Genomic DNA, 25,428 nt, shown 5'->3' with positions numbered 1-25,428 from the left:
TTCTGCTCCTTAATTTCAACAAGAATCATTGCTATTTTCTGATTCGTCTTAATATATATATACCAACTATTAATAATCCCAAGATTAGCAGAATGATATATATTTTATTATTATTTGTTGAATTTTCGGTGGGTATATGGTTCTCACCCTTGTTAACATTTGATATTTGTTCAATTGGTTTTTCTCCTTTTTCTAATTCAGAAATATCCTCTTCTGCTGTTACCAAAGGAGTGGTTCTTGAACAACGATTCACATTAAGTGCTCCATTGGCTTCATGTGCATATACTAAATACTCTGCGTTTAAATTAAATTCGTAGCCACAACTAACTGAACTTCTTTCCGTATAAACGGTAATTTGTTTCTGATTCAGCCCCTTCCAATATTCTTCCACCTCAAATATTACAGCCAGGCGGTCAGCAGAAGATTGTTTAAACTTATTTTTGTTCTCATCTACAATTTCAACAACTTTCCCAGAAAAAACTACTGAACTTTGCTCCAATTCTTCTTCCACAGTATTAGGACCAGCACATGAACAAGCATAACTAGTAATAGTAGAAAAATTAAAAAGAGAAAAAAAAGTGATCATAAACAATATAACGTACTTAACTTTATTATTTTTCGCAAGAATTTTCTTCAAATATTTACCTCCCTTTTAACTTTATAGACGAGTCTAAACAGCTGAAGTTACAAATATAGACCCAGGGGAACTAGAGATATAACCTTAGCTCCTTTTTTATCTTTATACAATTCCATACACTTTAAATTGACATAATCACAGAAGAAGAAAGCCTAGGATACGCTCCTAACTTCCCCTTTATTTCCATATGCCAATTTACTTCAACAAACGCCTTCGTTACTTGAATAAGATTTGACTTGTCATTGTACACAATAAATTCTTCTACTATAATCGTAATATGGAATACAGAAAGGTCGGCTAAAATGAGTATAAATCCAAATTTAGTGGAAGTTGCCTCTCTACTTGGAGAAGCGTCTCGTGCAACAATTCTAACAAGTTTAATGGATGGGAGATTTCATACAGCAGGTGAATTAGCTATTATGGCAGCTATAACACCTCAAACTGCCAGTTTTCATCTAGCTAAATTGGTAGAAGGTCAACTTGTTAAAGTTGAAAAACATGGACGTCATCGCTATTATCAGCTAGCTAATAGAGAAGTAGCTAGCATTTTAGAATCGTTTCTTGCCATTTCTCCACCTCCTGAAGTGCGTTCTTTAAGACAATCTAACCAACTAAAAATGCTTCAGGAAGCCAGAACTTGCTATGATCACTTAGCTGGAAAATTAGGTGTCGATTTAACCGAATCCATGTTGAGCGCAGGTTTTATGATAAAAGAAGAGAGGGAATTTGTAGTTACATCAAAAGGAGAACAGTTTTTTACTAATATAGGCATTGATTTAGACGAATTAAGAAAAAAACGCCGATCATTTTCTCATGCGTGTTTAGACTGGAGTGAGCGTCACCATCATCTTGCTGGAGCCTTAGGTCAGGGCCTACTTACTCACTTTTTTGATTTAGGCTGGATAGTACGAGTTCCAACTATCCGCGCTCTAAAAGTCACGGAAAAAGGAAAAGTAGGGTTTAAACAAGTTTTTAATATAGATATTGATTAAACTCATAAAATACCCCCTCTTTAGTAGATAGATAATTTCTATCCTCTTTGAGGGGGTTAGATACTAGTACTATTATGTTCGATTAGGTAGACCATTTGCCTTCTGAAAATTACTATTTACCAGATAAATACCAACAAGAATAAACACCCCGCCAACTATAAGGGAAGGGTATAATGACTCCTCTAACAGTAACCACCCAGATAATACACCGAAGAAAGGTGCTAAAAATAAATAAGCACTTGTTTTTCCCGGATCAGTCTTTTGTAAAAGATAATACCAAACTGCAAACTGAACAATAGAAGATATAAGACTTAGCCATAATAAAATAATCAATGAAGTATTGTTCAAAATGAAAAATGGTTTTTCAAAGACCAAGCTTCCCAGTAATAATAGTAAGCCTCCAAATAGCATCTGATAGGCTGATAGAACCCATGTATCAAATAATGCTCCCCATTTTTTAGCTAATAAAGTTGAAATCGCCCAAAAAACAGCAGAAAGAATACCAAAAAGAATGCCAATCTTAAATTCTATTTGGCCGCCCATTGTAATACTTACCCCAATTAGCCCTAACAGAACCCCAATCCATTGATAAAGTTTATAGCGGATTTGCAGAAAAATGGTACCGAATACTATAACAAGTAACGGGTTCATGAATGTAAGAATGGATGATTCGCTAGCTGATATAGTTCGTAAACTTAAGAATATGCACCCCATAACACCGGCTGTTTGGAAAGAACCAATAATAAACATCTTTATCCAGTTTCCTTTAGTTGTTGGGTGAGGTCTTTTTAAAACAAGAACGATTAATGACATTATAATTCCAGCAAGTGTGAAACGTAATGCAGCTAACAATAATGGTGATGAATAAGGCAAACCAATCTTAACTACAGCAAAAGAAGAACCCATTAAAAATGTTGTTAAAAGTATTAACAATGTAAATTTGAATTTATTCATATTTTATCTCCCTTCCTAATTTTCAATCTAAAACTATTATAACTTTTAAATATTTCAAACATTATCGAAATATGGAATGCAAAAGAAGGTGAATTAAGAAGAGCTGTGTATATAGCGAGGCAAATTTATTACTGGGATTTGGCATTCGATTTCAGCGGGTGAGCCACGATACTCCACCAACTTATGTCTCTTGCGGAATCTTGTCCTGCTCGCTATCCCGCAAGAGACATAAGTTGGTTTGAAATAAAGTTTGATCAAAAATATCACTAGAACCTGCTTTGGATAGGTTGAATGAGGAGAGAATTTATCAAACTATTTTTATTCAATATGTATTAAAGTTTCCTTCACTTCAAGTTATTTAAAATAAAGAGATTGAGCCGAATACAACTTCGGACTCAATCTAGGTAGCAACTTTAATTATTCATCTGATTTTTCAGACAAAAATTAGAGGGACCTTTAAATAAGGCCCCCCCCTAATCTTTACATCCTACTAGTGATTTTTGATTTCTGAGATAGCTGCTTGCGCCAATTTTGAAATTGTCATATCATCCATTGGTGGATTATGAAGACCAGCTCTTACATCACGATAATATCTTTGCAATGGGTTGGATAATTGAAGACTTTTTGCACCGACTAATCTCATGGCTTTATCAACAATTTCGATAGCGGAATTTGTGACAATATGTTTTGCTACGCCTAGTTCGTTCGTCAATAGTGGTCGACGTGATTCATCGTCATAAGCTTCCGCAACACTATATAAAAAGTGTCTAGCTTTCATTAATTCTATGTCAATTTCTCCGATTAATCTTTGTACATTAGGTAATTGACTAATTGGCCCATTTAAACTATTTGGGGAGTGTTGTGTAGCAAACTGAACTGCATAGTCACGAGCAGCTTGCGCAATACCTAGATAACAAGCCGGAATGTGAAGAATCCAACCATTTATACTGTCACCTCGAGGTCCATCATTGATTTCTACTAAATTTTCTTCAGCTACTTCCACATTTTCTAATACAAGATCATGACTTGCCGTTCCTCTCATCGCTATAACGTCCCAATTTTCTTGAATAGATACGCCATGCGCATTTTTATCAATTAAGAATACGCCGATTCTTTCTTTTTCTTCTACCCATGCAGTAATCAGAATATGCGTTAATGCTGGAGACATGGTTGCATAACTTTTAGTTCCAGAAATCACCCATTTCCCATCTTTTTTAACAGCAGATGTACCCGGACGACCGCCCCGTGTTGGACTACCCGTTTGCATTTCACTAGCAACCCTGTTCACTAAAGCACCATTCAATACTTCTTCTGCAAAAGTATTTAGCTTAGTTTCTTCCCAAAGTTTTTTTTCGTACAATTCAGCGACCACCCCTTGGTGCCAGCCAATGGATAATCCTGTCGCACCATCGAAACTAGAAATTATTTCTTGAAGGAAGATCATTTCTGTCACACTAATACCCTCACCACCATACTCCTTAGGTAATGTTAGTTTTGTGTAGCCGATATCAACTAGTGCTTGAATATTTTCACTTGGAAACTTGGACTGTTCATCGATTTCTCTTGAATGGCTTTTAAAAGCCTCTTCAAGTGGTAACAATTTTTCTAGCCATTCACTCTGAGTTTTTGTTTTAACAAATAATGTTTTCGACACAGTAACACTTCCTTAATAGATTTAATTATGTACACTTATCGTTTCTACATCTTATTGCACTTATCAATGAAAACCATGTCTGAGTTTTAACTCAAATCGGTTAGATATAAACGTAAGAATTACACCAATCAGCCAATATATCAGTGCGGCTCCAACAAAGGCCTCTAGGTATCTGTAACTTAAAGCACCCACCATTTTAGCTTGGCCAAGAATATCTACAACTGAGATCAAATATGCAAGAGAAAGTGCTTTTATTATCACCAGTAAAGAATTCAAAATATCTGGAAAAGCTGCAACTAATGCTTGAGGTATTATAACTCTTCTAAAAGTCTGCCAAAAACTAAATCCTAATGATTGGGCAGCTTCTATTTGTCCTTTTTCAATAGATAAAATAGATCCTCTGATAATTTCTGATTGAAACACAGAATAACTAATTGAAAAAGTTAGAATTACTGTAACAATAGGATTCAAGGAGTTAGCATCAAATTCAATCCTTAGAATACCTGCAAAAAAAGTTAAAATTCCTGGCAGAGCATAATACATCAAATATAATAAGACAACGTTTGGTGTTCCTCTTAAAAAAGATTGTAGAACTTTAATAATTTGAGAGAACACAGGTACTTTATATTGTTGGATTAAAGCTATAATAGCACCCATAAGTAAAGATAAGAGAAGGATAAAAATTGCTAAAACTAGTGTTTTAGGAACAACGGTAGCTATTTCTATAATGCTTTCTAGTAGAACCTTAAAATCAAACAAAAATTATCCCTCCTTCAATCTAAATTAGATTTAATATTCCTTTTTGTAAACTTTTGGTGCAGCTTCAAACTTTGTGAATTAAAAGCTCTTTTATTTTCGATTTTTCTTAAATATGTATGGTTTTCGCATAATTTAATAAATCTATCTGACAATAAGCAAACCATCCAATAAATAATCGCAATAGTTAAGAATACTTCAACCTTATTTTCGCCGTACGAATTTGCCATAATTAAATTGGCTTTCCCCATAATATCCACAATACCAATTGTAAACACCAAGGAAGTATCATGAATGAGATATATCACTGCATTTCCTAACCCTGGCAAGGCTACTGGAGCCATCTGCGGGATAATAAACTTCCGTATTTTTGTGAAAGATGTATATCCTAAACTGTCTGCAGCTTCATGTTGTCCCTTCTCTACAGCTAAATAAGCAGGTCTTAGAATTTCAGATAGATAGGCACCATTAAAGATAATTAGTGTTATCATAGCTGACACTATTGCACTAAGATCATTCATATTCAGATTTAAAAGAGAAAAGAATACAGGTAATCCGTAATACACTAAAAATAATAGTAATAATATAGGAATACTTCGCATGAAAGAGATATAGGCTTCCAAAATTGGTGATAGAAACTTTATTCTTTTAATTCTTAGAGCAGTTATTACAATACTAAGCATTAATCCCAATATACTTGACGTTAATATAATTAATAGAGATATTGGCAAGGTACTAATTAATTTAGGGAAAATTTCTATCATATACCCTATATCCATTGGGCCACCTCCTGATGATAAATAGATTAATCTACTAATCTATTCATAAATGAAAACATCTTCATCGTAATATTTTAAAGATAATTCTGAAAGTGTTCCTTCACCTTTCAATTCTTTTATTGCATTACTAACAGCTTCTGTTAAAGCTTTATTATCTGCAGAATTATGAATTAAAAAATGAGTTGGGAATACTTTAAGTGGCTCTGAAACTAGTATTTCTAAATTTTGTGATTCAATAATTTCTTTTTGACCTAAGTTTGAAGGCAACACAAGTGCATCATATTTCCCTGATTCTACTTCTCTTAATCGTTCAACCACTGCAAATCCTTGATCGGATGTTGCAAATTCTATTGGATTATCCGGATTTTCCTTATTATAATCTGTTAATAAATTAAACACCCCACCACTTGGTGAAGAAGGGAAAATCTTCTTGCCTACCAAATCCTCAAAAGAATCTATATTTTCATTGTTTTTATTACTGTATACACGCATTAAACTTGCTCCGTTACTTTCTTCAGGAATTAAGTATTTTTCCTCGCGAGCTTCACTTCTAAACAAACCTTGAGCAATCATGTCATATTTCCCTGTATCTAGGCCTATTTCTGCTGCACTATCTGCGACCCCAACAATATCAAATGAATAATCCTCTAATTTTTCATCAACCAATTTTAATATCTCTACTTCATATCCAGTTAGTTCCCCTTTCTCATCTGTATAGCTAAGTGGTTTTGCTGCAGGCGGCACTGCTACTGTAATGGATCTTACCGTTGATTCACCAGAAGCATTACTTTCTTCTTCACTTCCGTTACATCCAGTCAAAACTAATACAAGCAATAAAGCTGGATATAATAAATTTCTTTTTTTCCACATAAATAAATTCCCCCTTCTTTAATTAAACGCCAACTGTTTGATTAGATTTAAAATGATTTAAAAAAGCTTTAGTGCGTTCATTATTAGAGTCTTCAAAAATAAATTGCGGCGAACCCTCTTCCACTATTACACCTTTATCCATAAAGACTATTTTTGTAGAAATACTCTGAGCAAATGACATTTCATGCGTTACTAAAACAATAGTCACACCTGAACGAGCTACATTTTCGATCACTCTTAATACTTCACCAACCAATTCTGGATCCAGTGAAGAGGTAGGTTCATCAAATAAAATGAGTTCAGGTTCTAAAGCTAATGCACGTGCAATACTAACTCGTTGTTGTTGTCCACCAGACAATTCAGAAGGATAGGACTCAAGCTTGTCTAATAGCCCTACTTTTTCTAATTCTTCTATACTTTTTTTGTAAGCTTCTTCTTTCTTCTTTCCCTGTACAATTATTTGAGCTTCCATAACGTTTTCTAAAACTGTTTTATTTTTAAAAAGATTAAACTGTTGAAACACCATAGCCGTTTTACGTCTAAGTTTTAAGATGTCCTTTTTGCTAATAGTTTCATAATTTAATTGTAGATCAGAAAGCGTTATTTCCCCTTTAGATGGATTTTCAAGACAATTAATACAGCGTAGCAAGGTAGTCTTCCCTGTCCCACTTGGGCCGATTAATGTTACTACGTCACCTTTATTGACGGTTAAATCTATTCCTTTTAGAATTTCATTACCATTAAACGACAAATGCAAGTCTCTGATAGCTAACACTATAATTTCTCCTTCCTAATCTAATCAAAATGGGTAATCTTGAGGTGACCAAAACAATTACCCTATTTAACTTATTTTTGCGAATATTCAATTCCAGTTCTAAATATAACTAAACACATAGGGATTGTAAAGATGTTTCGACAAAATGTTTGATTATTAAATTAATAAACATTCATCATGCAACAAAAAACCTGTGTTAACAGTCTTTTAGGCAGCATTCTCATTGGAAACCGCAATAAAAAACAAGACCTCTTGTTTGAGATCTTGTTTTAGTAAAACGATATGACGAACTCTTCCTCATCCACCGTCTTATGAAATTTTTGCTAATGACGTTTCTACTGCTTGTTTTAAATCAGATGGCTCTAGCTCATATGTAAAACCTAATAATTTTTCACCATTGAAGAATAAAGTTGGCACAATTTTCACTTCTCGCTCAATCGCTTCAGCCGTAATCGCTAAGCTTACATCAACGTTTTCAAGGCGTTCCTCTTCTTGCAAGTTGTATTTATCGACAAGTAATCGTTTTAACTCTTTATTTGATAATTCATGCCATTCTAGTTGTGTTTCAAGTAATTTACCAATCACATCTAATGTTTCTGTTGGATTCGTATTGTCAAATGTCCAGTGAATCAATGAACCAAGCAAAAGCTCTTCGCGCGGTTTATCGTATAATTTCACAATAACCTCAATTTGACCATTTTCGATATATGGAGGTAATACTTCTTTTGCTAAATGATAAATTTTCGCACTTCCTGGGCACGCCAAATTAATAAAAGCCTCTAATTTCAAAGGTGCATCCGTACTGCCAAATTTCAAATGATCATTTTTAATCGTTGTCATACTCAATCTCCCCTTCAAACTTAATATCACTAATATATACTATTTTTATCTGAATTGTAAATATTAGAATGGATAATACTGTATTAAGCTGATAAATGCGATTGAAACAGAAAAAATAAGCCGCACTTAGACTACTCACGGTGAACCGCATCATAAGTAAGTAGGGCTTTAATTTATGGCTGTTTTCGCAATGAGTGTTGCTAAACAACATCATAGTGAGTAACAAAAAAAAGAGTTAATCCACAAAGCGTAAAAACTAACTCCTTTTTTATAATTCGCAAACTGGATATTTAACTAAAGCCCTCCGTTTGTTTAAGTGTATTATTTTACAAACTATTAGCTGGATTAACTAATCTAATTCTCTTCTATAAGCATTTGAATCTGACAACTATAGTATTCTGTATTTAAGAACTCATTTAATAACTCTACTTCAATACAGCTTTTAACATTTATATTATTCACTTTTATATAATTAAGTATTTTGTTTATATTTTCCTTCTCGTCATCCTTACTATAAGCTAAGGTTAAATACTTACCTCTAGGTAATATCATTATATTATCATCAACTTCTATACTATAATTTTGCTTTAGTCCATTAAATACATATATCGGTTCTACATCCCCATTAATATTAAAATTATATATTATTCCTCTCTCCATAGTCATTTCTAAATTATTTTCTGTTATAACTTTATCTAAATTAGAATAGTAAAGTAACTCCTTTAAACTACCCACTTCATTACATGGAGCAAAAATTATATAACGCTCTTCTAAAACTTCGATATTTATTTCTTTATTATTTAATATATCCACAGAATGCTCAACAAAAGAATTAAAATCATCAATATTCTTAATTACTTCTTTCATCTTATTTATATTTTCTTGTGCTTCATATTTTTTTATTTTTAGAAACTCTAATAGCTCATCAATATCACATTTCTTAAAAACCTCTTGAAGTTCCGCTATACTGACCCCTATAACTCTGCACCCTTTTATAACATCTATATAAATAAATTGATCTAAAGAATAGTATCTATAACCAGTTGACTCATCGATATATCGAGGAATAAGAATACCTACCTTATGATAATATCGTAAAGCTTTTATTGTAATTCCTTTGATTTTAGCAACTTCTCCAATAGAAAATAAATCGTTAATTATAATCACTTCCTTATATTTCAATATAATTAATTGTAGACTCTACCCTTAGGGGACATTTTATACTATCTATAGGCTAGTAACAACAACATACTAAATTAAAGTTTATTTATATGAAAGGGTAGTGTATAAACATGGATAAATTAACGTATAGAGAGTTAACTAAAAAAGATTATGAACGTGTTAAAGAATTGATTTGTGATGCATTTGGATTTGGTGAATTTATTGAGGATAAGAAATTTTTAGATTCAATATTAAATATTTATCTCCATAGTTGTATCTTAGATAGTTCCTTTAGTAAAGTTGCTGTAAAAGATAACAAGGTTATCGGTGTTATTTTAGGTAGTGCAAAAAAGGATAAGAAACGCCTTCCTAAGTCTCATAGTATTTTAGTCACTGCCTCTGCATTTTTAAAGATAATGATATCTAGCAAAGAGAATAAAAAATTATTTAAAGAATTTATAAAAATCCAAGATATTTACAAAGAAATTATCCAAGGAAAACAGGATTCTTTTCAAGGTTGTGTACAATTATTTATTGTATCCGAAGAATCTAGAGGGCTTGGCGTTGGTAAAACTTTGATTAATTATTTATCTAATTATATGCAAAGTATGGAGGTAGACTCTATGTATCTATATACAGATACTAGATGTAACTATGGCTTTTATGATAGCCAAAACTTTAAACGCTTAAATGAAAAGGAAATATATTTGGATTCAATCCAAGAAAAACTCAATATATTTCTATATGGTTATGACTTCAATTAAGTAAAAATTTTATCACAAAAAACCGTCTCACTTACTTATGATAAGGTTCATACAAACTAATATTAAATTGTATTTCTACTTTTATCTTCGATCATCTAACCTGATATTAAACGGCAAAACCAACATCTTGTTCCATTGAACTTCCCCGTTCGTTGAATATGTAAAGAGATGAAAATAAAGAACTAGGCGCTTTATTTTCTGTTTTATCCCATTTTTAGTAGGATGATAATAAGAATTCCACTTTAATATAAAGGGTAGTGGTGGTCAATGAAGGAAAGGAGTTGATGTTAATGAAGACAGCAATAATATCTGATATTCATGGAAATAAAGATGCGTTAATTGCAGTGTTATTAGACATTAAAAACCGTAATATACATTCTATATATAATTTAGGTGACAGTATATATGGACCGTTATTTCCTATAGAAACATATGAAATCTTAGTCAAATCGAATATACAAAATGTAAGAGGAAATTGCGACAGGATTTTGCTAGAGCAAAATTTTGATAATCCAACCGTTCAATATGTACAAGATTTATTAAAAGATGAGCATAAGACATGGTTATCAAATTTGCCTTTTTCATTAGAGACAAAAGAATTTTATTTTTGTCATGGTACTCCTACAAGTGATGAAATGTACTTGATGGAAGAAATGAGTGCTACTGGACCTATACTTAAAAAGACAGAAGACATTTCAAGCATGGTTAATGGAATTTCGCAGAATATTATATTTTGCGCACATACCCATGTCCCTAGAGTTGTTTATTTACCAAATAATAAAATAGTTATTAATCCAGGTAGCGTTGGATTACCTGCCTATGAAGATAGTTTTCCAATTTATCATAAAATGGAATCAGGATCACCTTTTGCTAATTATACAATTGTTACAAAACAAGATGATGATTGGATAGTGGAACAAATCCATGTACCCTATAATCGAGATGCAGCTATACTACAAAGTGAGAAAAATGGACGAATTGATTGGGCGATAGCTTTGAAAACAGGTAGAATCTAAAATTATGGTTCTGGTGCAAAAACCTCAAAACATATGAAAGCTGCAACAGTAGCAGTAGTCATGAAAAATACATCCGAACCTATGAAACGCAAGTCGTCATAACCCTAGCTAATGTTTCGAAATTAACTAGTACCAATGTCTACGAAGATATAGTTATATATAAAAAAGGAGGAGAAGCAGTTTAAATTCACTATGCGTCCCTCCCAATTTATAATAATCTATTTAAATCAATAATTTATTCTTCAACACTCATATAATAAAGCTTAGCTGCATCACCTTTTGTAATAGTATGATCTCCAGCCTCTAATTCTACAGTAATTAAACCTTCATTAGCTTTGTATTTAACTCCGTCTACAAGTATATATTTTGAGAAGTCTGAATTAAGCACTAAAGTTAAAGTTGAAATACTATCTGTAGCAAATGAAATGCTTGTACTCGTTTCAATCTTTAAATAGTCAGTTAAAAGTAATCCACTATATGATATTCCAGTTTTGTCTGCCCCTAACTTACCTTGGATAATAAAGTATGAACTATCTTTGCCATACTCTGTGAAATTCTGCACAGTAACTTTAGATGTTTCTGGAATATCTGGAATCACTGGTGTTTCAGGCTCTGACGGAACTTCTGGTGTTTCAGAATTATCACCATCATCAGGAGTAACGACTACTGAATTCCCTCCAATAGAAACGATTTCAGACTTATAATTTAGTATTTTTTCCATAAGAACTTTATTTACTGAAGATGATGGATCATCTTCAGATGTAAATGTCCATGCAAAATCTCCCCCATTAACTCTTCCTGCAAAAGCAGTAACATTATCTACCACAGCATTCACATCATCTGCTTTATATTCATACATTTTTGAACTTGTATCAAAATTATTATAAGTTGTTCCTCCACTTACTGTCTTATAAGAAGCTGGTACCACTTCATCTTTTGAAACTGCAAGATAGGCATCAAATTGGACAGCATCATCCTGTGCATAAACTACATCTTTTCCTCCAGTTATGCTATTGTTGTAAGCCTTAATCATTCCTCCTGCTTCACCTGAGAATGTTCCCTTAGAGTTTCCAGCAACATCTGATCCCTGAAGTGAACTAAGCATTGGATATTTACTATTTCTAAATTCATTTGCTTCTACAAAAGCTGATGCTCCCTTTGTAACACCAACACCATATTTTGAATTTCCATCAAAATAATTATTGTAAATATGTATTGTACCTACTCTAATACGTGGGTGTCTTGAATCTGAATGATCAAACCAATTATGATGATACGTTACAAAAAACTCTTCTGAATCGCTCATACCACAAAGTGAAGACTTTCCAGAATCCCAGAAATGGTTATGTGAAATAGTAACATTAGTTGACTTTCCCTTAACATCTGCAGAACCATCACCTTTAGCTTGGTCTGCATCGCTTCCTGCTGCACCGTAGAAAATATCATTATTATGAATCCATATATTTTCATTATCAGTATCTAAGGAAATTGCATCATCTGGGAAAAGCATTATTCCAAGATTTCTAATTTCTACGTTTCTTGATCCTCTTACAAGAATTCCCCAGCCATTTACGGTAGCATCTTCACCTACACCTTCAAGCGTAGTATTATAGAGTCCCTTTAATTGAATATATCCACTACTGTTAATCCCAGCTATATCTGAACCTTTAATTTCTCCAATTACACGTATGATAAGATGAGATTGGTCATAACCTTTTTGACGCTTTGTTAAAATATCCACAAGACCAGTACATGTAGTTTTAGAACCCTTTGAGTTTGTTATCACATCAGCTTGGATTGTATTTATATTATCTGATGTCACATAAAGTATAGTAGCGTCTTCAGCTACAGTTCCATCATCATTATATCCTCCTGAAGCAGTACCCATCATAGAGTCTTTTGAAAAAGCAAAACCTTCTCTTGTATGAGACTTTACATCAATTGAAGAAGTAACTGCAGATTTTAATGTGCTTTCCTTACCATCAAATAAAGGAACTACCTTTATAACATAAGATCCATCTTCAATTCCAAGTACATCAGCTCTAAAATATGTTGAATATTGTCTTATTAATTCGCTGTCTAATTGTCTGTATTTAGAATTAGCTTCTCCTATCTTCTTATAGTACACATTATATCCTGATGCATCTTCTACGCCTTGCCATTCAACGCTTGCAGTTTCTAAATCTCCATAGCTGTTCAAAATAACTACATTTTCGTTATCATAATTACTTAAAGATACTAAATCCATTCTGTTATCAAATGCATAAGTATTAACTGCAGTTCCCTGCGTAATTAAAAATGATGATACTAATGCAATAGCCATAATCTTTTGCGATGATTTTTTAGACATAAATCTGTTTTTCTTTCCTTTTGATTCTTTATACATTTTTCCATCTCCCCCTAAATATATTTATTTAAAAAAGTCCATAAAAAAAACTGCTCATAAAGAGCAGCAGGAGTAATCATAAAAAATCGTAAATAAATATAATTATCACAATCTCATAAATATACTCATAAAGATTTTAATATAACAAAAAGTAATGCACTCTTTGGCAACTGGCTGACATAGTTTGTTGAAACATTAGTCCCTATAGCTTTGCGTCCTTAGATTTCCCTAAGTTTGCCTATTAAATTTTATTTGTTAAGTATATATTGTGTTTTTTTTAAATGTAAATTCTAATTTTAATATATTTTTCTAAAATAAGTATATTGCTCTATAAAAAGAACTGGTGCTAGTATAGGGCACTGCCTGTCTTTTTTGAAGGCTATTTTCTAAAAGATTGTTACTATTCAACTAACTGAGGACTTTACTTGAAGTTCATTGAGCTGTTTTAGATCACTCTTTTTTCTTATTGTAATAACGAGGCAGTTTAGTTGAATAAGTGGTTTCCCCTTTTTAAGGTTCGTACCATTTCGCCTAACTTTAATAAAATCAAATTATTTCATCAACGTAAACTATCCAAAAGTTCAATAATATATTTTGATGTGTCCATCATCTGCTGTTTATTTGTTATTGAAGATTCCCCGTCACCTTTTTGATGTCCATAGTCTCCAAAACCTCCATGATTTCCACCTTTTATTTCTATAAATTCTGAGTCACTTGGCATAACATTTTTGGCCTCTTTTACTTTATTTAAATCTGCAACTTTATCATTGCTTCCCCATAATGATAATACTTTTATTGGTTTACCAGTTAAATTTGTTTTATCTTGGGGATATGATGCTAACAATACTAAACCTTTTATTTCATCATTTTCAAGTGCATAATTTGATGCCATAACTCCCCCTAAAGAATGTCCTCCTATAACCCAAGTATCAATATCTTTATAATTACTTATTATACTATCTGCTCTATTAGGTGATAAAATTGCTAAGTTAAAGTTCATTTTAGCAATAATAACGGTATATCCATTTGATGCTATTTCTTTTGCGATAGTTGCATATGCTGAAGGTTCTACCTTTGCTCCTGGATAGAAAATAAACCCTATATTTTTAGCATTAGATACTGGTTCAAATAAAATATCTCCATTTTCTTCAACTTTAACTAAAGAGTCGGATTTTAAACTATCCAAAGCTAACGAACTGGCCTTATAGTATGAACTTACATACATAAAAAATCCCGAAACTAATATTATTAGAAAAATAGCGATCCCAGTAAAAATTTTATACTTGAAAGATTTTTTTTGTTGCATATTCTAGCTCCTTTTTTCTACTCATTATTATATTTAACTACAGCATATGTTTTATTATACTTCAACTATTAATCAATATATAAGTTGAAGTATGATAAAAACTCCCCTACTTATGATGCGGTTCACCAAAACAAATATTAAACTATAATACTTCTATGATTTAGATTTCTTGCATAGCACTTTTTGAAAATAAACATAGAGTACACATTAGCAGCTTTAGGAGAACAACTTTTTCCTGTAATAACTGGTTATGCAAGATTCGGGGGGGGAATATATAGATTCTCGATAGCCGTCCTTATTTAGGATACCGTTCAAAAAACTAATATTAAACTTATAGTACTTCTTATTTCTTCAACCCTTTATCTGTATGTTAAACGGCAGAACAATCTCGTTATTTAACTAAATTGCTTCGTTAGTTGAACAACAAGAGCATAGTTATATTGCTCATTCAGATTTTATAAAACAAAATTTATACTTGTTGATGAAAATGAACTTAAGCAAACACCCCAAGAATGAACTCCTTGGGGTGTTCGCTATTTACTACAAAAATTATGCTTTTACAGGTTCTCCGCTGAATACTTTAAGGTCCATTGGTGCAGCCATGAAAGTTAGCGCTTTTTGAGTAAAAGCAGTGAAATGCTCACTCGTATTATGGGTTGCAGTAGCTTCTACATCTTTCCAAATTTCAACCATTGTATAATGGCAATCTTGTTCAGTAGATTTCATCAAATCATAGCTAATGTTACCTTTTTCAGCCCTTGTTGCTGAAAGAAGTATTTTCGCTTCTTCCAAGAATGCTTGCTCTTGGTCCGGTTTTACTTGAAGGTGTGCGTGAATAATAATCATAGTTATCCATCCTTTTAATTAGATTTATTGAACTAGAGGCTTATACTTGATAATATCTAGTCCGATTTATTTTTGTAAAATTTCAGTATTCACTGATATTGTTTTGCATGCGATTAAGCATGTCTGATAGGGATTCCAATTCTTCTGGTTTAAAATCATGAAGCATTTGGTTCACGAAACTAATCTTTTCTTTTTTGTAACCGACAATTTGTTTACGCCCTTCCTCAGTTAGGCGAACAAATATCACTCGATTATCGATAGGGTTTCTTCGTCTTGTCACCATGCCGTTTGCCTCAAGTTGTTTTAAATGACGAGTAATCGCACCACTGTCTATATTAACTGCTTTTTGAAGGGTAGATTGATTAATTTCTTCTGTTTCATAAAGCTGGTGTAGCAATTCATAGCGTGATGCGCTAATGCCTGTACACCGTTCAAATTTAGGGCTAATTTGATTATTAAGTCCTTTAAGCAGATGTAAGATTTGTTCTTGATTTGATAGTGAACATCTCATCAATTGACCTCCTAAGTAATTTATGAGGTCAACATATAAGAATGTCTCCTATTAATTGACTTCTCAACAATTGACCCATCAATAAACATAATGCAAAATTATCTAACATGCAACCAAAATGATAACCTACCCAAATTTAATTGTTGTAAAACTAAATAAAACATACCAAGTTTAATTCAATAGATTCTATCTTATCTCCATTTTGTAATTGTATCGACAGGCAGGCGATACGATTGAAAACCTTCATTGATGGCTTTACCGATGGAGATTAACATAACCGGAATATAACGTTCTTTCTCCAGACCATAGGCTTCAGCAATCAGGTCTTTTTCATAACCACCGATAGGATTTGTATCATATCCGTAAGCACGGGCTACTAGCATAAGTTGCATTGAGACAAGACCAGCATCCAGCATAATGGTATCTTTCATTTCTTCATCGGACATCTTTTCATAAAGCGGTTTAAAAGCATTCAATTGAAATTCTTTAACTTCCTGAGGCATATATCCAAGTTCAACGGCTTTGCTGTAAATTTCTTCGGCATAATCAAAATTATTTATGTCAGCGAATACAGCGATTACTGCTGATGAGCTCAAGACTTTATCCTTGTTGAATCTGGAAAGAGGGGCTAGTTTTTCTTTTCCTTGCTCACTGTCAATCACAAGAAATCTCCAAGGTTGCATATTAATAGATGATGGGGCTTTTGAAGCTTGAGCTATAATTTCACTCATTTCTTCACGGCTGATTTTAACCGTAGGATCATATTCCTTAATGGAACGACGTCCGTATACAATTTCATTGAAATCATTCGTTTTTTGATATTTTTGCATGGTGTAAGTGAGCCTCTTTTCATTTTATTTTAATTGACTAATCAATAGTTGACGTATCAATAATTGTTTCGTCAACTAATGTAATATAAATTTGATAACTATGCAACACTTAAGATCCATTCACCGAAATATAACCCCAAAAGCACAACACAAAAACATTTACTTGACTAGTAGTATTATCTAAAAAAAGCCTCGATGCACTCCAGTAAAATCTGTTGCTTATAGTTTTTCAGATTCCATGTTAAGTAATACCGGTCATTTCTCTAACGTTATTTTTTATTTACGTATCAAGATGCGATTAAACATAAGCGTAAAATAATGCCCACCTGTTTTTTAGGTGGGCATTCAGGTATATTTTATTTATTTAGATTGATGATGACGAAGGGTGTAATTCGTCTAAAGTTTGTTCGTCTATAGGATCTGTTCTGTAGATTTCCCATTCATGCCGACGCAGAGAAAAAGGACTGATAAATGGTTTCTCCATCATTTCAGCCCCTTTCTATAATTCCCTTTTTATTATTATCTCTTTTTATAAAAATACTTTTGTATAAAACTACACTACTATTCACAATACATTGCTTACTATTTTGTTTATTCGAGCTGTGTTATAGTCATCTCAATTATGATATGGATGGAGGCAATGTACATGCTAAATAATAACTTAACTTGCCGCGAACAATTACTTATTATTGTGAAACAAATTACCAATCACAAAGGGGAAAATGAATTTACGATTATAGAGTTGCTAGACGCCATGCACAAAAGCGGCTCTATCTTTAAAGAGTCCACTATTCGAACACACATCACTTCTCGATGCTGTGCGAATGTTACTAAATACCATCATCAAACACATTACGATGACTACATCCGCATTAGTAGAGGTATCTACGCTCTAAATAAATAATTTTCCTTTTTTCTATAAATAGACTTATCTATTTTTCTTTTTTCTTATTTTCAACTTTTCTTCAATGTATGCCTGTAATGCGTTTAACGGATTTAGCACTGCTTGGCCTGATAACTTACTGTACACGATGGCTGCGTTTGACATTGATAACTGGGCTGCTGCTACCGTATATTCAAATAAATCCTGCGACACTAAGTATTCAATAATCTTTTGATCATGCTTCACCGTTTCGCCAGCTAAGTACTGCTCAAAGGCAGCTGGGATTAAAACGACTTCAATTTCCTGTTCACATGAGCAAATTGCTTTAAATCGTTTCATTGTTCCTTTTACAGTTGCTTCGTTCGTAAAAAGCATTTTAATCGGTTTTTCAGCCCTAGCCACTTGTTCAAAGAATGGTTCGTCGATTTTGATAATTGGTAGCTTAAATTCCACAGCCAGTTCCTCAAGTAAAGCAATATAATTGGTGCATGTGATTAATATACAATCACCATCTGATTGCTCGATTTGTTGTAACTGATGGATTATCTTTTTTGAAAGTTCTTCCTGCGACATACCACCACGTATCTGATGAATTAAGTTGTCATCCACAACATGTGTTAACACAACGTCATATCCGTTAAAGGCCCTATTGATATAAGCAATATTTGAAGCACTCGCATGTAAACAAGCAATGTGTATTGTCATTTTCAATTCCTCCCTGAAACTACTACCACCATCGTATCAAGAAGATATCCCAAAAGATATATTTCTATTATTCCCTTTTTATAAAATAATATATTTTCATAAAGGTACTTTTAGAAATTCCCATTTGTAAAAACAGCATTTAACTCATTACACGTACGCTTGCACACCCGAAACCTTTCCTACATACTCACCATTTGGCACATAGCGAAAAAAGCATTTTGGGAACGGATTCCTTGATACTTTAATCTTGTCATCCATCATTTCCGTTACCTGCACGCGAATATGATCACCTGTTTTATACATGGTACGTAAATCATCACCCCAACCATATGAGGCGTCTCGTCATAAAAATGCGTATTTACAACGTTAAGAAATTGTCTGTATATGCACGATTTTATACAGACAATGCACCAGCAGCGTTTTTCTGCAAAATCCCAAAAAGCCTTATAGTAACTGCGTTCATTCGCCTTTGCATAAATACTGTATCGACGTATCGCAAACAAAAAAACCTCAACACGCTGTACTAGCAACGTTTTGGGGGTTTTTTGGTGTGTCCAAACTTTCATTTTGGAACGTTTTTGTATGGTTTTGTTTAAAATATGTATTTAATGAATCTGATTATTTATTAGATTGCTATTTTTTATTTTAAACATATAATTTTTTAAGACAAAATTATTCTCTTTCGATGAAATATTCTCTAATTTCAATTGGTAATTCTTCTATAGCTATAATTTTCATTTTTTTCGTTCCAGGAGTAGTTTGAATGAAGTAAGTTTTCTCATCAAATTCTAATAATGTAATTTGTTTAACAGTATTAGGGTCAAATTCTTCTTGAATATATTCAATACTCTTATAGTCAATATTTTTAGAATCAAGAAACAGTGACTCTGGATTTTCTGAATTCCTTAATGTCTGCATTAATTCTAATGAATTAGAAGGGTTAGTAATAGCCCAGTGAATGGTTGGTGCTGCAACAATCAATAAAATAAAAATAGTAGCTAATATTTTCCTCATATAAAATACCTCCAAAAAATTATTCTTACTATTTTTAGTAAATATATCATTTGTTGAGTTAAATGTATATAATTTAAGAGTTTTTTATTATTTTCAAACAAAAATCACTCTTATAAAAATATATTATTATAACAATGGAGTATTCTAAATTAATAATCTAAAAAAAGGGAATTCCTCAGTATTTTCGAAAAATCTAAACCTCCATTTTTATAAGTTTTTCAAATTTATATATATCTAGCAGCCAACTTCCGACGATTTGCTCCGTGAACCAATGATGTGAAACTGCTTGTGCCAATCGTACCTTTTGTCTTTATCGATTCCATGTAAGGTGCGTATACTGTTCATCAAGTGTCTCCTGATATTTTACAAACACTTGTTTTGCTGTTATTAATTGCAGAATTAATTTATACGTTAATTACAAAGAATTTTGGGAAAGTCGGAACAGAAGGCAAAGTAATCGGAAAGAAAAAATGGATTTGCTTATTACTTCTAATTGCGCTTGGATTTTACGATGTTTTTTTCGGTCCTGGCACTGGCTCATTTATGATTTTTATTTTGCTTTTTATGGGCTGTGGGCTGATTTTAGGAGCTTAAACAGGCTCTGAAACTGCACTATGTAAAGGGGCGGGCTTCGTAGGTATTTTATTTGTCGTCGTGACCATCGTTCTAATTTTTAAAAACGGCACCTATTATTTCCAAACTAAAAGTCTCCCACTAATAGTAAGAGACTTCTTTTGAATCAATATGAAAATAATAGCCTATGCCGTTTTTCGTTTTAATCCATTTTGGAGCACTTGGCTGCTTCTCAATTTTTTCACGCAACCGGCGAATGATTACATCAACTGTACGCCGGTCACCTTTTGAAGATTCCAGCACCTCTATAATTTGTTCGCGCGTCTGAATATCGCCTGGTTGTTGCATTAAATGCAAAAGTACCTTGAATTCTCGTTGTGTTAGTGGTATCTCTAAATTATTTTTATAAACTTTAAAAGCGATTAAATCAATATGGAATGGTCCGATTGAAAACTTCGACACATATTCTTTGCATTTTCGTTCATTTTCAAAGCGTTTCATATGCATACGCATGCGTGTTAGAAGTTCACGGAAACCAAATGGCTTTGTTAAGTAATCTGTCGCGCCTAACTCTAAGGCAAGTACGATATCTAATTCTTCCGTTCTCCCGCTAATCATAATAATTGGAAAATCATGTTGATAGCGTACTTGTCTACATACTTCAATACCTTCCATCTTCGGTAACATCCAATCAAGAAGCATACAATCTGGTAGGCAACGTTCCACAACTTGCAACGCCTTTAACCCATCATGCACGCACTCTACTTCATAGCCTTCTTTTTTCAAACGTACTTGAATCAAGTCTGCCATATGACGATCATCTTCTACGACTAATATTCTTTTTTTCATAAATTAGTCCTCTTTCACGTATCAAAGATTCCGTTAATTTAAATCAAATAATTCCCCTTTAATGAAGTAAGCCGTTGACTCTGCCATATTCGTAATATGATCTGCTGTACGTTCAACGAAACGATTAATAAACAGTAGCTGTACAATTTCTTCTGCCTGCTCGGGATGTTGTTGAATTGAATCGATTAATGCTTTATAGTTTTGATAATTTTTTTCATCAACACGATCATCTAAATCGCATACTTCTTTCGCTAGTACAATATCCTCTTCCACAAAGGATTTCAGTGCCTTTTTCAGCATATCCATCGAAATATCTTTCATTTGTACTAACGATGTTAGTGGAAGTAATGAGTCCGTCTTGCCAATTTTAATCGTTGATTTAGATATATTTACCGCGAAATCTGCAACACGCTCAATTTCTGCAGACATCTTAATCATGCTTAGTATGCGGCGTAAATCACGCGAAACTGGCTGTTCTTTTGCCATCAGCCAAGTTGCCATTTGATTTATTTCATTTTCAAGTGCATCAATGTCCGCATCTTCTTCAATAACCGCCAAAGCAATTGTCATATCTTGCTTTTCGAGTGCGGTGAAGGCTTTTTCCATTGCTACCACTGTCGCCTCCACCATCTCACCCATTTTATTTTGAAGTTCAAGCATATTTTTTTCGAAGTTTTCACGAATCATTTCTATTTCCCCCTATTAGCCGAAACGACCTGTTACATAATCTTCTGTTCGTTGATCTTTTGGAGTAGAGAAAATCACATTTGTATCATCGTACTCTACAACCTCTCCATTTAAGAAGAAAGCTGTCTTATCACTAATGCGCGCAGCCTGTTGCATATTGTGCGTTACAATGACGATTGTGTAGTCTTTTTTCATTTGCGTAATCAGTTCTTCTACTTTTAATGTAGAAATTGGATCTAGTGCGCTCGTTGGCTCGTCCATTAAAATAACATCTGGCTTCATTGCAATAGTACGTGCAATACAAATACGCTGTTGCTGACCACCTGAAAGACCTAATGCTGATGTTTTCAAACGGTCCTTTACTTCATCCCAAATCGCCGCGCCACGTAAAGATTCCTCTACTAAAGCATCTAACACTTTACGATTTTTAATCCCTTGCATACGTGGACCATAGGCTACATTGTCATAAATACTCATCGGGAACAGGTTCGATTTTTGGAATACCATTCCTACTTTTGTACGTAATTTTATAACATCATTTGAAGCGTAAATATCTTCACCATCAATAGTAATGTTACCGCTAACACGTACACCGTCAATTAAATCATTCATACGATTTAATGTACGTAGAAAAGTGGATTTACCACATCCCGAAGGACCGATTAAAGCCGTTACTTCCTTCTCCTTAATATCTAATGAGACATTAAATAATGCTTGCTTTTCCCCGTAGAATAAATTTAAATCATCGACAAGAATTTTAGATTGCGCTGATGCTGTAGAAACTTGTTGTTTGTTCACTGCTGCTACCTCCGTTACCATCATTACCATGCCCATTCTCCTTTGTTAATAATCTGCTTTATTGAACTTCTTCGAAATATATGTTGCCGATAAGTTAAGTGCTAAAATAATGACAATCAAAACGATACCGATTGCTGCTGCTAAACCAATATCCCCTGATTCCTGCGTTACTAAATACGAGTGTACTGTTAATGTACGAGCCGATGAGAAAATACTATCTGGCATAGCGGCTACTGTACCTGCTGTTAAGAAAATTGCTGCCGACTCCCCTACAATACGGCCGATTGACAAAATAATACCCGACAAAATACCAGGCATTGCGCTCGGTAAAATGACTTTATAAAGTGTTTGAAGCTTTGTCGTTCCTAATGCTAATGAACCTTCACGATATGATGCTGGTACCGTTTTTAACGCTTCCTCTGTCGTACGAATAATAACCGGTAAAACGATAATTGTTAAAGTTAATGAAGCAGCTATGATCGACATACCTAACTTCAAAGTCGCTACAAAGAATACGGCACCAAATAAACCATAAATAATTGATGGAATACCTGTTAAGCTTTCCGTAGCATAGCGGATGATACGGACTAAGCGACCTTGCTTCGCATACTCATGTAAGTAAACCGCTGCTAAAATACCAATAGGTGTTGCAATAATTAATGAAATGAGTATTGTGTAAATCGTTGTGACAATCATTGGGAAAATCCCGCCGCCACCTATTGGTGAATAGTCTCCAAAAATAAAATCAAAGCTAATGTATGAAAAACCCTTGTAGAATAAATATCCAACAATCGTAAATAAAATCGCTACTGATACAAACGCTGAGCCCCAAAGCATTGCGCGTAGTAGATTATCTTTTGCTTGGCGCACCTTAGTGACCACCTTTCGCTGTTAATCGAGCTAATACAAAGTTTAAAATTAAGATGAATGAGAATAATACGATACCTGTCGCAAATAACATTTCCAGATGCGTACCTGCTGCATACCCCATTTCAAGTGCAATATTTGTAGTTAATGGACGTATACTGTCTGTCAGGCTTGTTGGGATAATTAATGAGTTACCCGCAACTAAAATAACAGCCATTGTCTCACCTAATGCACGACCAAGACCTAAAACGATCGCAGCCATAATACCTGATTTTGCTGCTGGTACGACAACCTTAAAGATTGTCCCAATTTCAGACACCCCTAGTGCTAATGAACCTTCACGATATGATTTTGGTACTGCACGAATCGCTGTTTCTGCTATTGTTACAATTGTCGGGAGCATCATAATCGCTAATACTAAAATAACCGCGATTAAGCTTTGTCCACGAGCAAGCCCTAAATTGTCCTGTAAAAATGGTACGATAATTGCTAAACCAAATACCCCATACAATACAGATGGAATACCTGCTAATAATTGAATTGCTGGTGACACAATTTTCGCCACGCGCTTCGGTGCTATCTCTGCTAAAAAAATAGCTGTAAATAAACCAACCGGAACCCCGATTACTAAAGCACCCATCGTCGCATAAATCGATGCAACAATCATCGGGAAAATTCCGAATTTATCTTCACTTGGCACCCATTCAGATCCGAAGATAAAGCTTAAGAAGCTATAATCGCCTGTTACGAATGGGTTAGCCCCTTTATAAAAAACAAATCCTACGATAAGTAATAAACTAATTACAGATAGCAATGCACAGGCTAAGAAAATTTTCGATGATAATTTTTCAAAAAAGTACTTTCGTGCATTCCCTTTACTAATCTGTTGTTCAACTTCTTTTGTATGTTGTGTTGCCACTTTTTCGTCCTCCACGACTAATTATTTCGTTAACGGAATTGCACCAGCTGATTCAACAATCTTTTGCCCTTCTGGCGTTAAAATAAACTCCATAAATTGCTTTGCTGACCCCGGTACATCTTCTTTATGCACAAATAAAAATGGTCGAGATAGTTCATATTGTCCTGCTAAAACATTTTCAGCCTTTGCTTGCACTCCATTGATATCCATTGTCGAAACTGATTCATCAACATATTCAAAGGAAATAAATCCGATTGCATGCTTGTTCATTGCAACTGTCGTTTTAATATTCCCGTTACCACTTGCTACAATCGCATTTTTAATAAGCTGACCTGATTCATAGCCTACGATTTCTTGGAACGCATCGCGTGATCCTGAACCGTCTTCACGTGAAACAACAACAATTTCCATGTCCTTGCCACCAACCTCTTTCCAGTTCGTAACCTCACCTGTGAAAATTTGCTTCACCTGCTCCATCGTTAAATTTTTTACAGGATTAGATGGATGTGCTACAACAACAATGCCATCATAAGCAATAATCAGTTCTTGTAAATTACTGTCCTTCTCTTCTTGCTTTAAGTCACGTGATGACATCCCGATTTGAGAAACACCACTGATTGCATTTGTAATACCTGCCGAAGAACCTATTTGGTTTACTTCAATTTTCACGTCGTTTTCTTCTTCATATTTCATAGCTAGCTTCTCTGCAAGAGGCCCTACTGATGTTGAACCTGAAATCGTTACTAGCGAACCACCAGTTTGTGTATCTGCTGTTTCTTCTCCATTACTACAAGCTACAAGAATAGTGAATAGTACTGTAAAGCAAACAAAGTAAAGTGATTTTTTCCACATGTTTGATTAATCCCCCAAGTAGTTTCTTTCGTTATCTTAACAATAAAGGAGTAAAATTAACCCCATATAAAAAGAATGTAAAGCTTATGTAAATTTCATAAATCAACCGTTGATAGCCTGTAAAATATATTAAGTATTTCCTTTCTTTTCTAATAAATGTATCTTTTATAAAATAAAATTTACGTTTATGCATTAGTTCAACTA

Annotated in this window: 27 protein-coding genes, 1 pseudogene and 1 riboswitch; of the genes and pseudogenes, 5 read left to right on the top strand and 23 right to left on the bottom strand. The window is 33.6% G+C overall.

Annotation, left to right across the window (positions count from 1 at the left end):
- Positions 1–31 precede the first annotated feature (31 nt).
- Positions 32–637 carry a hypothetical protein gene (locus AEA09_RS03895; protein WP_245622774.1) on the bottom strand — a complete coding sequence of 202 codons (606 nt, stop codon included), beginning with the start codon at positions 635–637 and terminating at the stop codon, positions 32–34.
- Positions 638–939: 302 nt separating this feature from the next.
- On the opposite strand from AEA09_RS03895, the gene AEA09_RS03890 reads away from it, so the two are divergent.
- Positions 940–1,629, top strand: coding sequence for an ArsR/SmtB family transcription factor (locus AEA09_RS03890; protein WP_053582597.1), 690 nt, complete (start codon positions 940–942; stop codon positions 1,627–1,629).
- A gap of 72 nt (positions 1,630–1,701) precedes the next feature.
- Here the strand turns inward: AEA09_RS03890 and AEA09_RS03885 are convergent, their stop codons facing one another.
- The 8 genes from AEA09_RS03885 to AEA09_RS03850 form a co-directional block, all read right to left on the bottom strand.
- A complete protein-coding gene (locus AEA09_RS03885; RefSeq protein WP_053582596.1) occupies positions 1,702–2,583 on the bottom strand; it encodes a DMT family transporter in 882 nt (293 codons plus the stop codon).
- A gap of 490 nt (positions 2,584–3,073) precedes the next feature.
- The gene (locus tag AEA09_RS03880) at positions 3,074–4,237 is read right to left on the bottom strand and encodes an acyl-CoA dehydrogenase family protein (RefSeq protein ID WP_053582595.1); all 1,164 of its coding nucleotides are present in this window, start codon (positions 4,235–4,237) and stop codon (positions 3,074–3,076) included.
- A gap of 63 nt (positions 4,238–4,300) precedes the next feature.
- Positions 4,301–4,996 (bottom strand): amino acid ABC transporter permease, encoded by a 696-nt coding sequence (locus AEA09_RS03875; RefSeq protein WP_053582594.1) that lies wholly within the window; start codon positions 4,994–4,996, stop codon positions 4,301–4,303.
- A 14-nt stretch (positions 4,997–5,010) separates the two neighbouring features.
- Complete coding sequence (locus tag AEA09_RS03870; RefSeq protein WP_053582593.1) at positions 5,011–5,772, bottom strand: amino acid ABC transporter permease; 762 nt, start codon at positions 5,770–5,772, stop codon at positions 5,011–5,013.
- A gap of 39 nt (positions 5,773–5,811) precedes the next feature.
- The gene (locus tag AEA09_RS03865) at positions 5,812–6,642 is read right to left on the bottom strand and encodes a transporter substrate-binding domain-containing protein (protein WP_082332553.1); all 831 of its coding nucleotides are present in this window, start codon (positions 6,640–6,642) and stop codon (positions 5,812–5,814) included.
- A 22-nt stretch (positions 6,643–6,664) separates the two neighbouring features.
- On the bottom strand, positions 6,665–7,417 hold the full coding sequence (locus AEA09_RS03860) for an amino acid ABC transporter ATP-binding protein (protein ID WP_053582592.1): 753 nt from the start codon (positions 7,415–7,417) through the stop codon (positions 6,665–6,667).
- 309 nt (positions 7,418–7,726) lie between these two features.
- Positions 7,727–8,257 carry a thioredoxin domain-containing protein gene (locus AEA09_RS03855; protein WP_053582591.1) on the bottom strand — a complete coding sequence of 177 codons (531 nt, stop codon included), beginning with the start codon at positions 8,255–8,257 and terminating at the stop codon, positions 7,727–7,729.
- A 354-nt stretch (positions 8,258–8,611) separates the two neighbouring features.
- On the bottom strand, positions 8,612–9,415 hold the full coding sequence (locus AEA09_RS03850) for a MerR family DNA-binding transcriptional regulator (RefSeq protein WP_053584590.1): 804 nt from the start codon (positions 9,413–9,415) through the stop codon (positions 8,612–8,614).
- A 134-nt stretch (positions 9,416–9,549) separates the two neighbouring features.
- On the opposite strand from AEA09_RS03850, the gene AEA09_RS03845 reads away from it, so the two are divergent.
- Complete coding sequence (locus tag AEA09_RS03845) at positions 9,550–10,182, top strand: GNAT family N-acetyltransferase (protein ID WP_053582590.1); 633 nt, start codon at positions 9,550–9,552, stop codon at positions 10,180–10,182.
- Positions 10,183–10,472: 290 nt separating this feature from the next.
- On the top strand, positions 10,473–11,198 hold the full coding sequence (locus AEA09_RS03840) for a metallophosphoesterase family protein (RefSeq protein ID WP_053582589.1): 726 nt from the start codon (positions 10,473–10,475) through the stop codon (positions 11,196–11,198).
- A gap of 235 nt (positions 11,199–11,433) precedes the next feature.
- Here the strand turns inward: AEA09_RS03840 and AEA09_RS03835 are convergent, their stop codons facing one another.
- The 5 genes from AEA09_RS03835 to AEA09_RS03815 all read right to left on the bottom strand — a co-directional run bounded on the left by AEA09_RS03835 (position 11,434) and on the right by AEA09_RS03815 (position 17,077).
- Entirely contained in the window at positions 11,434–13,584 is a 2,151-nt protein-coding gene (locus AEA09_RS03835) for a pectate lyase family protein (RefSeq protein WP_162212716.1), read from the bottom strand.
- Between the two features lie 162 nt (positions 13,585–13,746).
- Positions 13,747–13,833, bottom strand: a riboswitch (cyclic di-GMP riboswitch).
- 310 nt (positions 13,834–14,143) lie between these two features.
- Complete coding sequence (locus tag AEA09_RS03830; RefSeq protein ID WP_053582588.1) at positions 14,144–14,890, bottom strand: alpha/beta family hydrolase; 747 nt, start codon at positions 14,888–14,890, stop codon at positions 14,144–14,146.
- 549 nt (positions 14,891–15,439) lie between these two features.
- The gene (locus AEA09_RS03825) at positions 15,440–15,736 is read right to left on the bottom strand and encodes a putative quinol monooxygenase (protein ID WP_053582587.1); all 297 of its coding nucleotides are present in this window, start codon (positions 15,734–15,736) and stop codon (positions 15,440–15,442) included.
- Positions 15,737–15,818: 82 nt separating this feature from the next.
- A complete protein-coding gene (locus AEA09_RS03820) occupies positions 15,819–16,247 on the bottom strand; it encodes a MarR family winged helix-turn-helix transcriptional regulator (RefSeq protein WP_053582586.1) in 429 nt (142 codons plus the stop codon).
- 191 nt (positions 16,248–16,438) lie between these two features.
- A complete protein-coding gene (locus AEA09_RS03815) occupies positions 16,439–17,077 on the bottom strand; it encodes a nitroreductase family protein (protein ID WP_053582585.1) in 639 nt (212 codons plus the stop codon).
- Positions 17,078–17,723: 646 nt separating this feature from the next.
- On the opposite strand from AEA09_RS03815, the gene AEA09_RS03810 reads away from it, so the two are divergent.
- Positions 17,724–17,981, top strand: a complete 258-nt coding sequence (locus AEA09_RS03810) for a DUF7669 domain-containing protein (RefSeq protein ID WP_053582584.1) — start codon at positions 17,724–17,726, stop codon at positions 17,979–17,981.
- A gap of 24 nt (positions 17,982–18,005) precedes the next feature.
- Here AEA09_RS03810 and AEA09_RS03805 read toward each other — a convergent pair whose 3' ends face one another.
- From AEA09_RS03805 to AEA09_RS03800, 3 genes are all read right to left on the bottom strand, one after another.
- On the bottom strand, positions 18,006–18,665 hold the full coding sequence (locus tag AEA09_RS03805) for a hypothetical protein (RefSeq protein ID WP_053582583.1): 660 nt from the start codon (positions 18,663–18,665) through the stop codon (positions 18,006–18,008).
- Between the two features lie 147 nt (positions 18,666–18,812).
- Positions 18,813–18,968 carry a hypothetical protein gene (locus AEA09_RS19795; RefSeq protein ID WP_156312032.1) on the bottom strand — a complete coding sequence of 52 codons (156 nt, stop codon included), beginning with the start codon at positions 18,966–18,968 and terminating at the stop codon, positions 18,813–18,815.
- Between the two features lie 369 nt (positions 18,969–19,337).
- Complete coding sequence (locus tag AEA09_RS03800; RefSeq protein WP_053582582.1) at positions 19,338–19,679, bottom strand: hypothetical protein; 342 nt, start codon at positions 19,677–19,679, stop codon at positions 19,338–19,340.
- Between the two features lie 339 nt (positions 19,680–20,018).
- Between AEA09_RS03800 and AEA09_RS03795 the strand changes: the two are divergent.
- Positions 20,019–20,273, top strand: a pseudogene (locus AEA09_RS03795) (TSUP family transporter); the annotation flags it as partial.
- Between the two features lie 120 nt (positions 20,274–20,393).
- Here AEA09_RS03795 and AEA09_RS03790 read toward each other — a convergent pair.
- Genes AEA09_RS03790 through AEA09_RS03765 form a run of 6 tightly spaced genes read right to left on the bottom strand, consistent with a single transcriptional unit; the run spans position 20,394 to position 25,224 of the window.
- On the bottom strand, positions 20,394–21,101 hold the full coding sequence (locus tag AEA09_RS03790) for a response regulator transcription factor (RefSeq protein ID WP_053582580.1): 708 nt from the start codon (positions 21,099–21,101) through the stop codon (positions 20,394–20,396).
- A 33-nt stretch (positions 21,102–21,134) separates the two neighbouring features.
- The gene (phoU, locus tag AEA09_RS03785) at positions 21,135–21,788 is read right to left on the bottom strand and encodes a phosphate signaling complex protein PhoU (protein ID WP_053582579.1); all 654 of its coding nucleotides are present in this window, start codon (positions 21,786–21,788) and stop codon (positions 21,135–21,137) included.
- A 15-nt stretch (positions 21,789–21,803) separates the two neighbouring features.
- Positions 21,804–22,610, bottom strand: coding sequence for a phosphate ABC transporter ATP-binding protein PstB (gene pstB / locus AEA09_RS03780; protein WP_425411991.1), 807 nt, complete (start codon positions 22,608–22,610; stop codon positions 21,804–21,806).
- Positions 22,611–22,631: 21 nt separating this feature from the next.
- Complete coding sequence (gene pstA, locus AEA09_RS03775; RefSeq protein WP_053582577.1) at positions 22,632–23,456, bottom strand: phosphate ABC transporter permease PstA; 825 nt, start codon at positions 23,454–23,456, stop codon at positions 22,632–22,634.
- Position 23,457: 1 nt separating this feature from the next.
- Complete coding sequence (gene pstC, locus AEA09_RS03770; protein WP_053582576.1) at positions 23,458–24,372, bottom strand: phosphate ABC transporter permease subunit PstC; 915 nt, start codon at positions 24,370–24,372, stop codon at positions 23,458–23,460.
- Between the two features lie 21 nt (positions 24,373–24,393).
- Entirely contained in the window at positions 24,394–25,224 is an 831-nt protein-coding gene (locus AEA09_RS03765; protein WP_053582575.1) for a phosphate ABC transporter substrate-binding protein, read from the bottom strand.
- Positions 25,225–25,428 lie beyond the last annotated feature (204 nt).

Origin of the sequence: Lysinibacillus contaminans (assembly GCF_001278945.1) — a bacterium.
GTDB lineage: Bacteria > Bacillota > Bacilli > Bacillales_A > Planococcaceae > Lysinibacillus > Lysinibacillus contaminans.
Note: the sequence above shows the minus strand (reverse complement) of the source record. Positions and strands in the feature narration are given on the sequence as shown.

What these genes read in the sequence shown, in the direction of transcription:
- AEA09_RS03835 (WP_162212716.1), bottom strand. Translation starts at nt 13,584, where the DNA reads ATGTATAAAGAATCAAAAGGAAAGAAAAACAGATTTATGTCTAAAAAA.
- AEA09_RS03865 (WP_082332553.1), bottom strand. Translation starts at nt 6,642, where the DNA reads ATGTGGAAAAAAAGAAATTTATTATATCCAGCTTTATTGCTTGTATTA.
- AEA09_RS03815 (WP_053582585.1), bottom strand. Translation starts at nt 17,077, where the DNA reads ATGCAAAAATATCAAAAAACGAATGATTTCAATGAAATTGTATACGGA.
- AEA09_RS03885 (WP_053582596.1), bottom strand. Translation starts at nt 2,583, where the DNA reads ATGAATAAATTCAAATTTACATTGTTAATACTTTTAACAACATTTTTA.
- AEA09_RS03830 (WP_053582588.1), bottom strand. Translation starts at nt 14,890, where the DNA reads ATGCAACAAAAAAAATCTTTCAAGTATAAAATTTTTACTGGGATCGCT.
- AEA09_RS03765 (WP_053582575.1), bottom strand. Translation starts at nt 25,224, where the DNA reads ATGTGGAAAAAATCACTTTACTTTGTTTGCTTTACAGTACTATTCACT.
- AEA09_RS03790 (WP_053582580.1), bottom strand. Translation starts at nt 21,101, where the DNA reads ATGAAAAAAAGAATATTAGTCGTAGAAGATGATCGTCATATGGCAGAC.
- AEA09_RS03800 (WP_053582582.1), bottom strand. Translation starts at nt 19,679, where the DNA reads ATGAGGAAAATATTAGCTACTATTTTTATTTTATTGATTGTTGCAGCA.
- AEA09_RS03845 (WP_053582590.1), top strand. Translation starts at nt 9,550, where the DNA reads ATGGATAAATTAACGTATAGAGAGTTAACTAAAAAAGATTATGAACGT.
- pstB (WP_425411991.1), bottom strand. Translation starts at nt 22,610, where the DNA reads ATGATGGTAACGGAGGTAGCAGCAGTGAACAAACAACAAGTTTCTACA.
- AEA09_RS03805 (WP_053582583.1), bottom strand. Translation starts at nt 18,665, where the DNA reads ATGACAATACACATTGCTTGTTTACATGCGAGTGCTTCAAATATTGCT.
- AEA09_RS03890 (WP_053582597.1), top strand. Translation starts at nt 940, where the DNA reads ATGAGTATAAATCCAAATTTAGTGGAAGTTGCCTCTCTACTTGGAGAA.
- AEA09_RS03810 (WP_053582584.1), top strand. Translation starts at nt 17,724, where the DNA reads ATGCTAAATAATAACTTAACTTGCCGCGAACAATTACTTATTATTGTG.
- AEA09_RS19795 (WP_156312032.1), bottom strand. Translation starts at nt 18,968, where the DNA reads ATGTATAAAACAGGTGATCATATTCGCGTGCAGGTAACGGAAATGATG.
- AEA09_RS03825 (WP_053582587.1), bottom strand. Translation starts at nt 15,736, where the DNA reads ATGATTATTATTCACGCACACCTTCAAGTAAAACCGGACCAAGAGCAA.
- phoU (WP_053582579.1), bottom strand. Translation starts at nt 21,788, where the DNA reads ATGATTCGTGAAAACTTCGAAAAAAATATGCTTGAACTTCAAAATAAA.
- AEA09_RS03840 (WP_053582589.1), top strand. Translation starts at nt 10,473, where the DNA reads ATGAAGACAGCAATAATATCTGATATTCATGGAAATAAAGATGCGTTA.
- AEA09_RS03870 (WP_053582593.1), bottom strand. Translation starts at nt 5,772, where the DNA reads ATGGATATAGGGTATATGATAGAAATTTTCCCTAAATTAATTAGTACC.
- AEA09_RS03820 (WP_053582586.1), bottom strand. Translation starts at nt 16,247, where the DNA reads ATGAGATGTTCACTATCAAATCAAGAACAAATCTTACATCTGCTTAAA.
- AEA09_RS03855 (WP_053582591.1), bottom strand. Translation starts at nt 8,257, where the DNA reads ATGACAACGATTAAAAATGATCATTTGAAATTTGGCAGTACGGATGCA.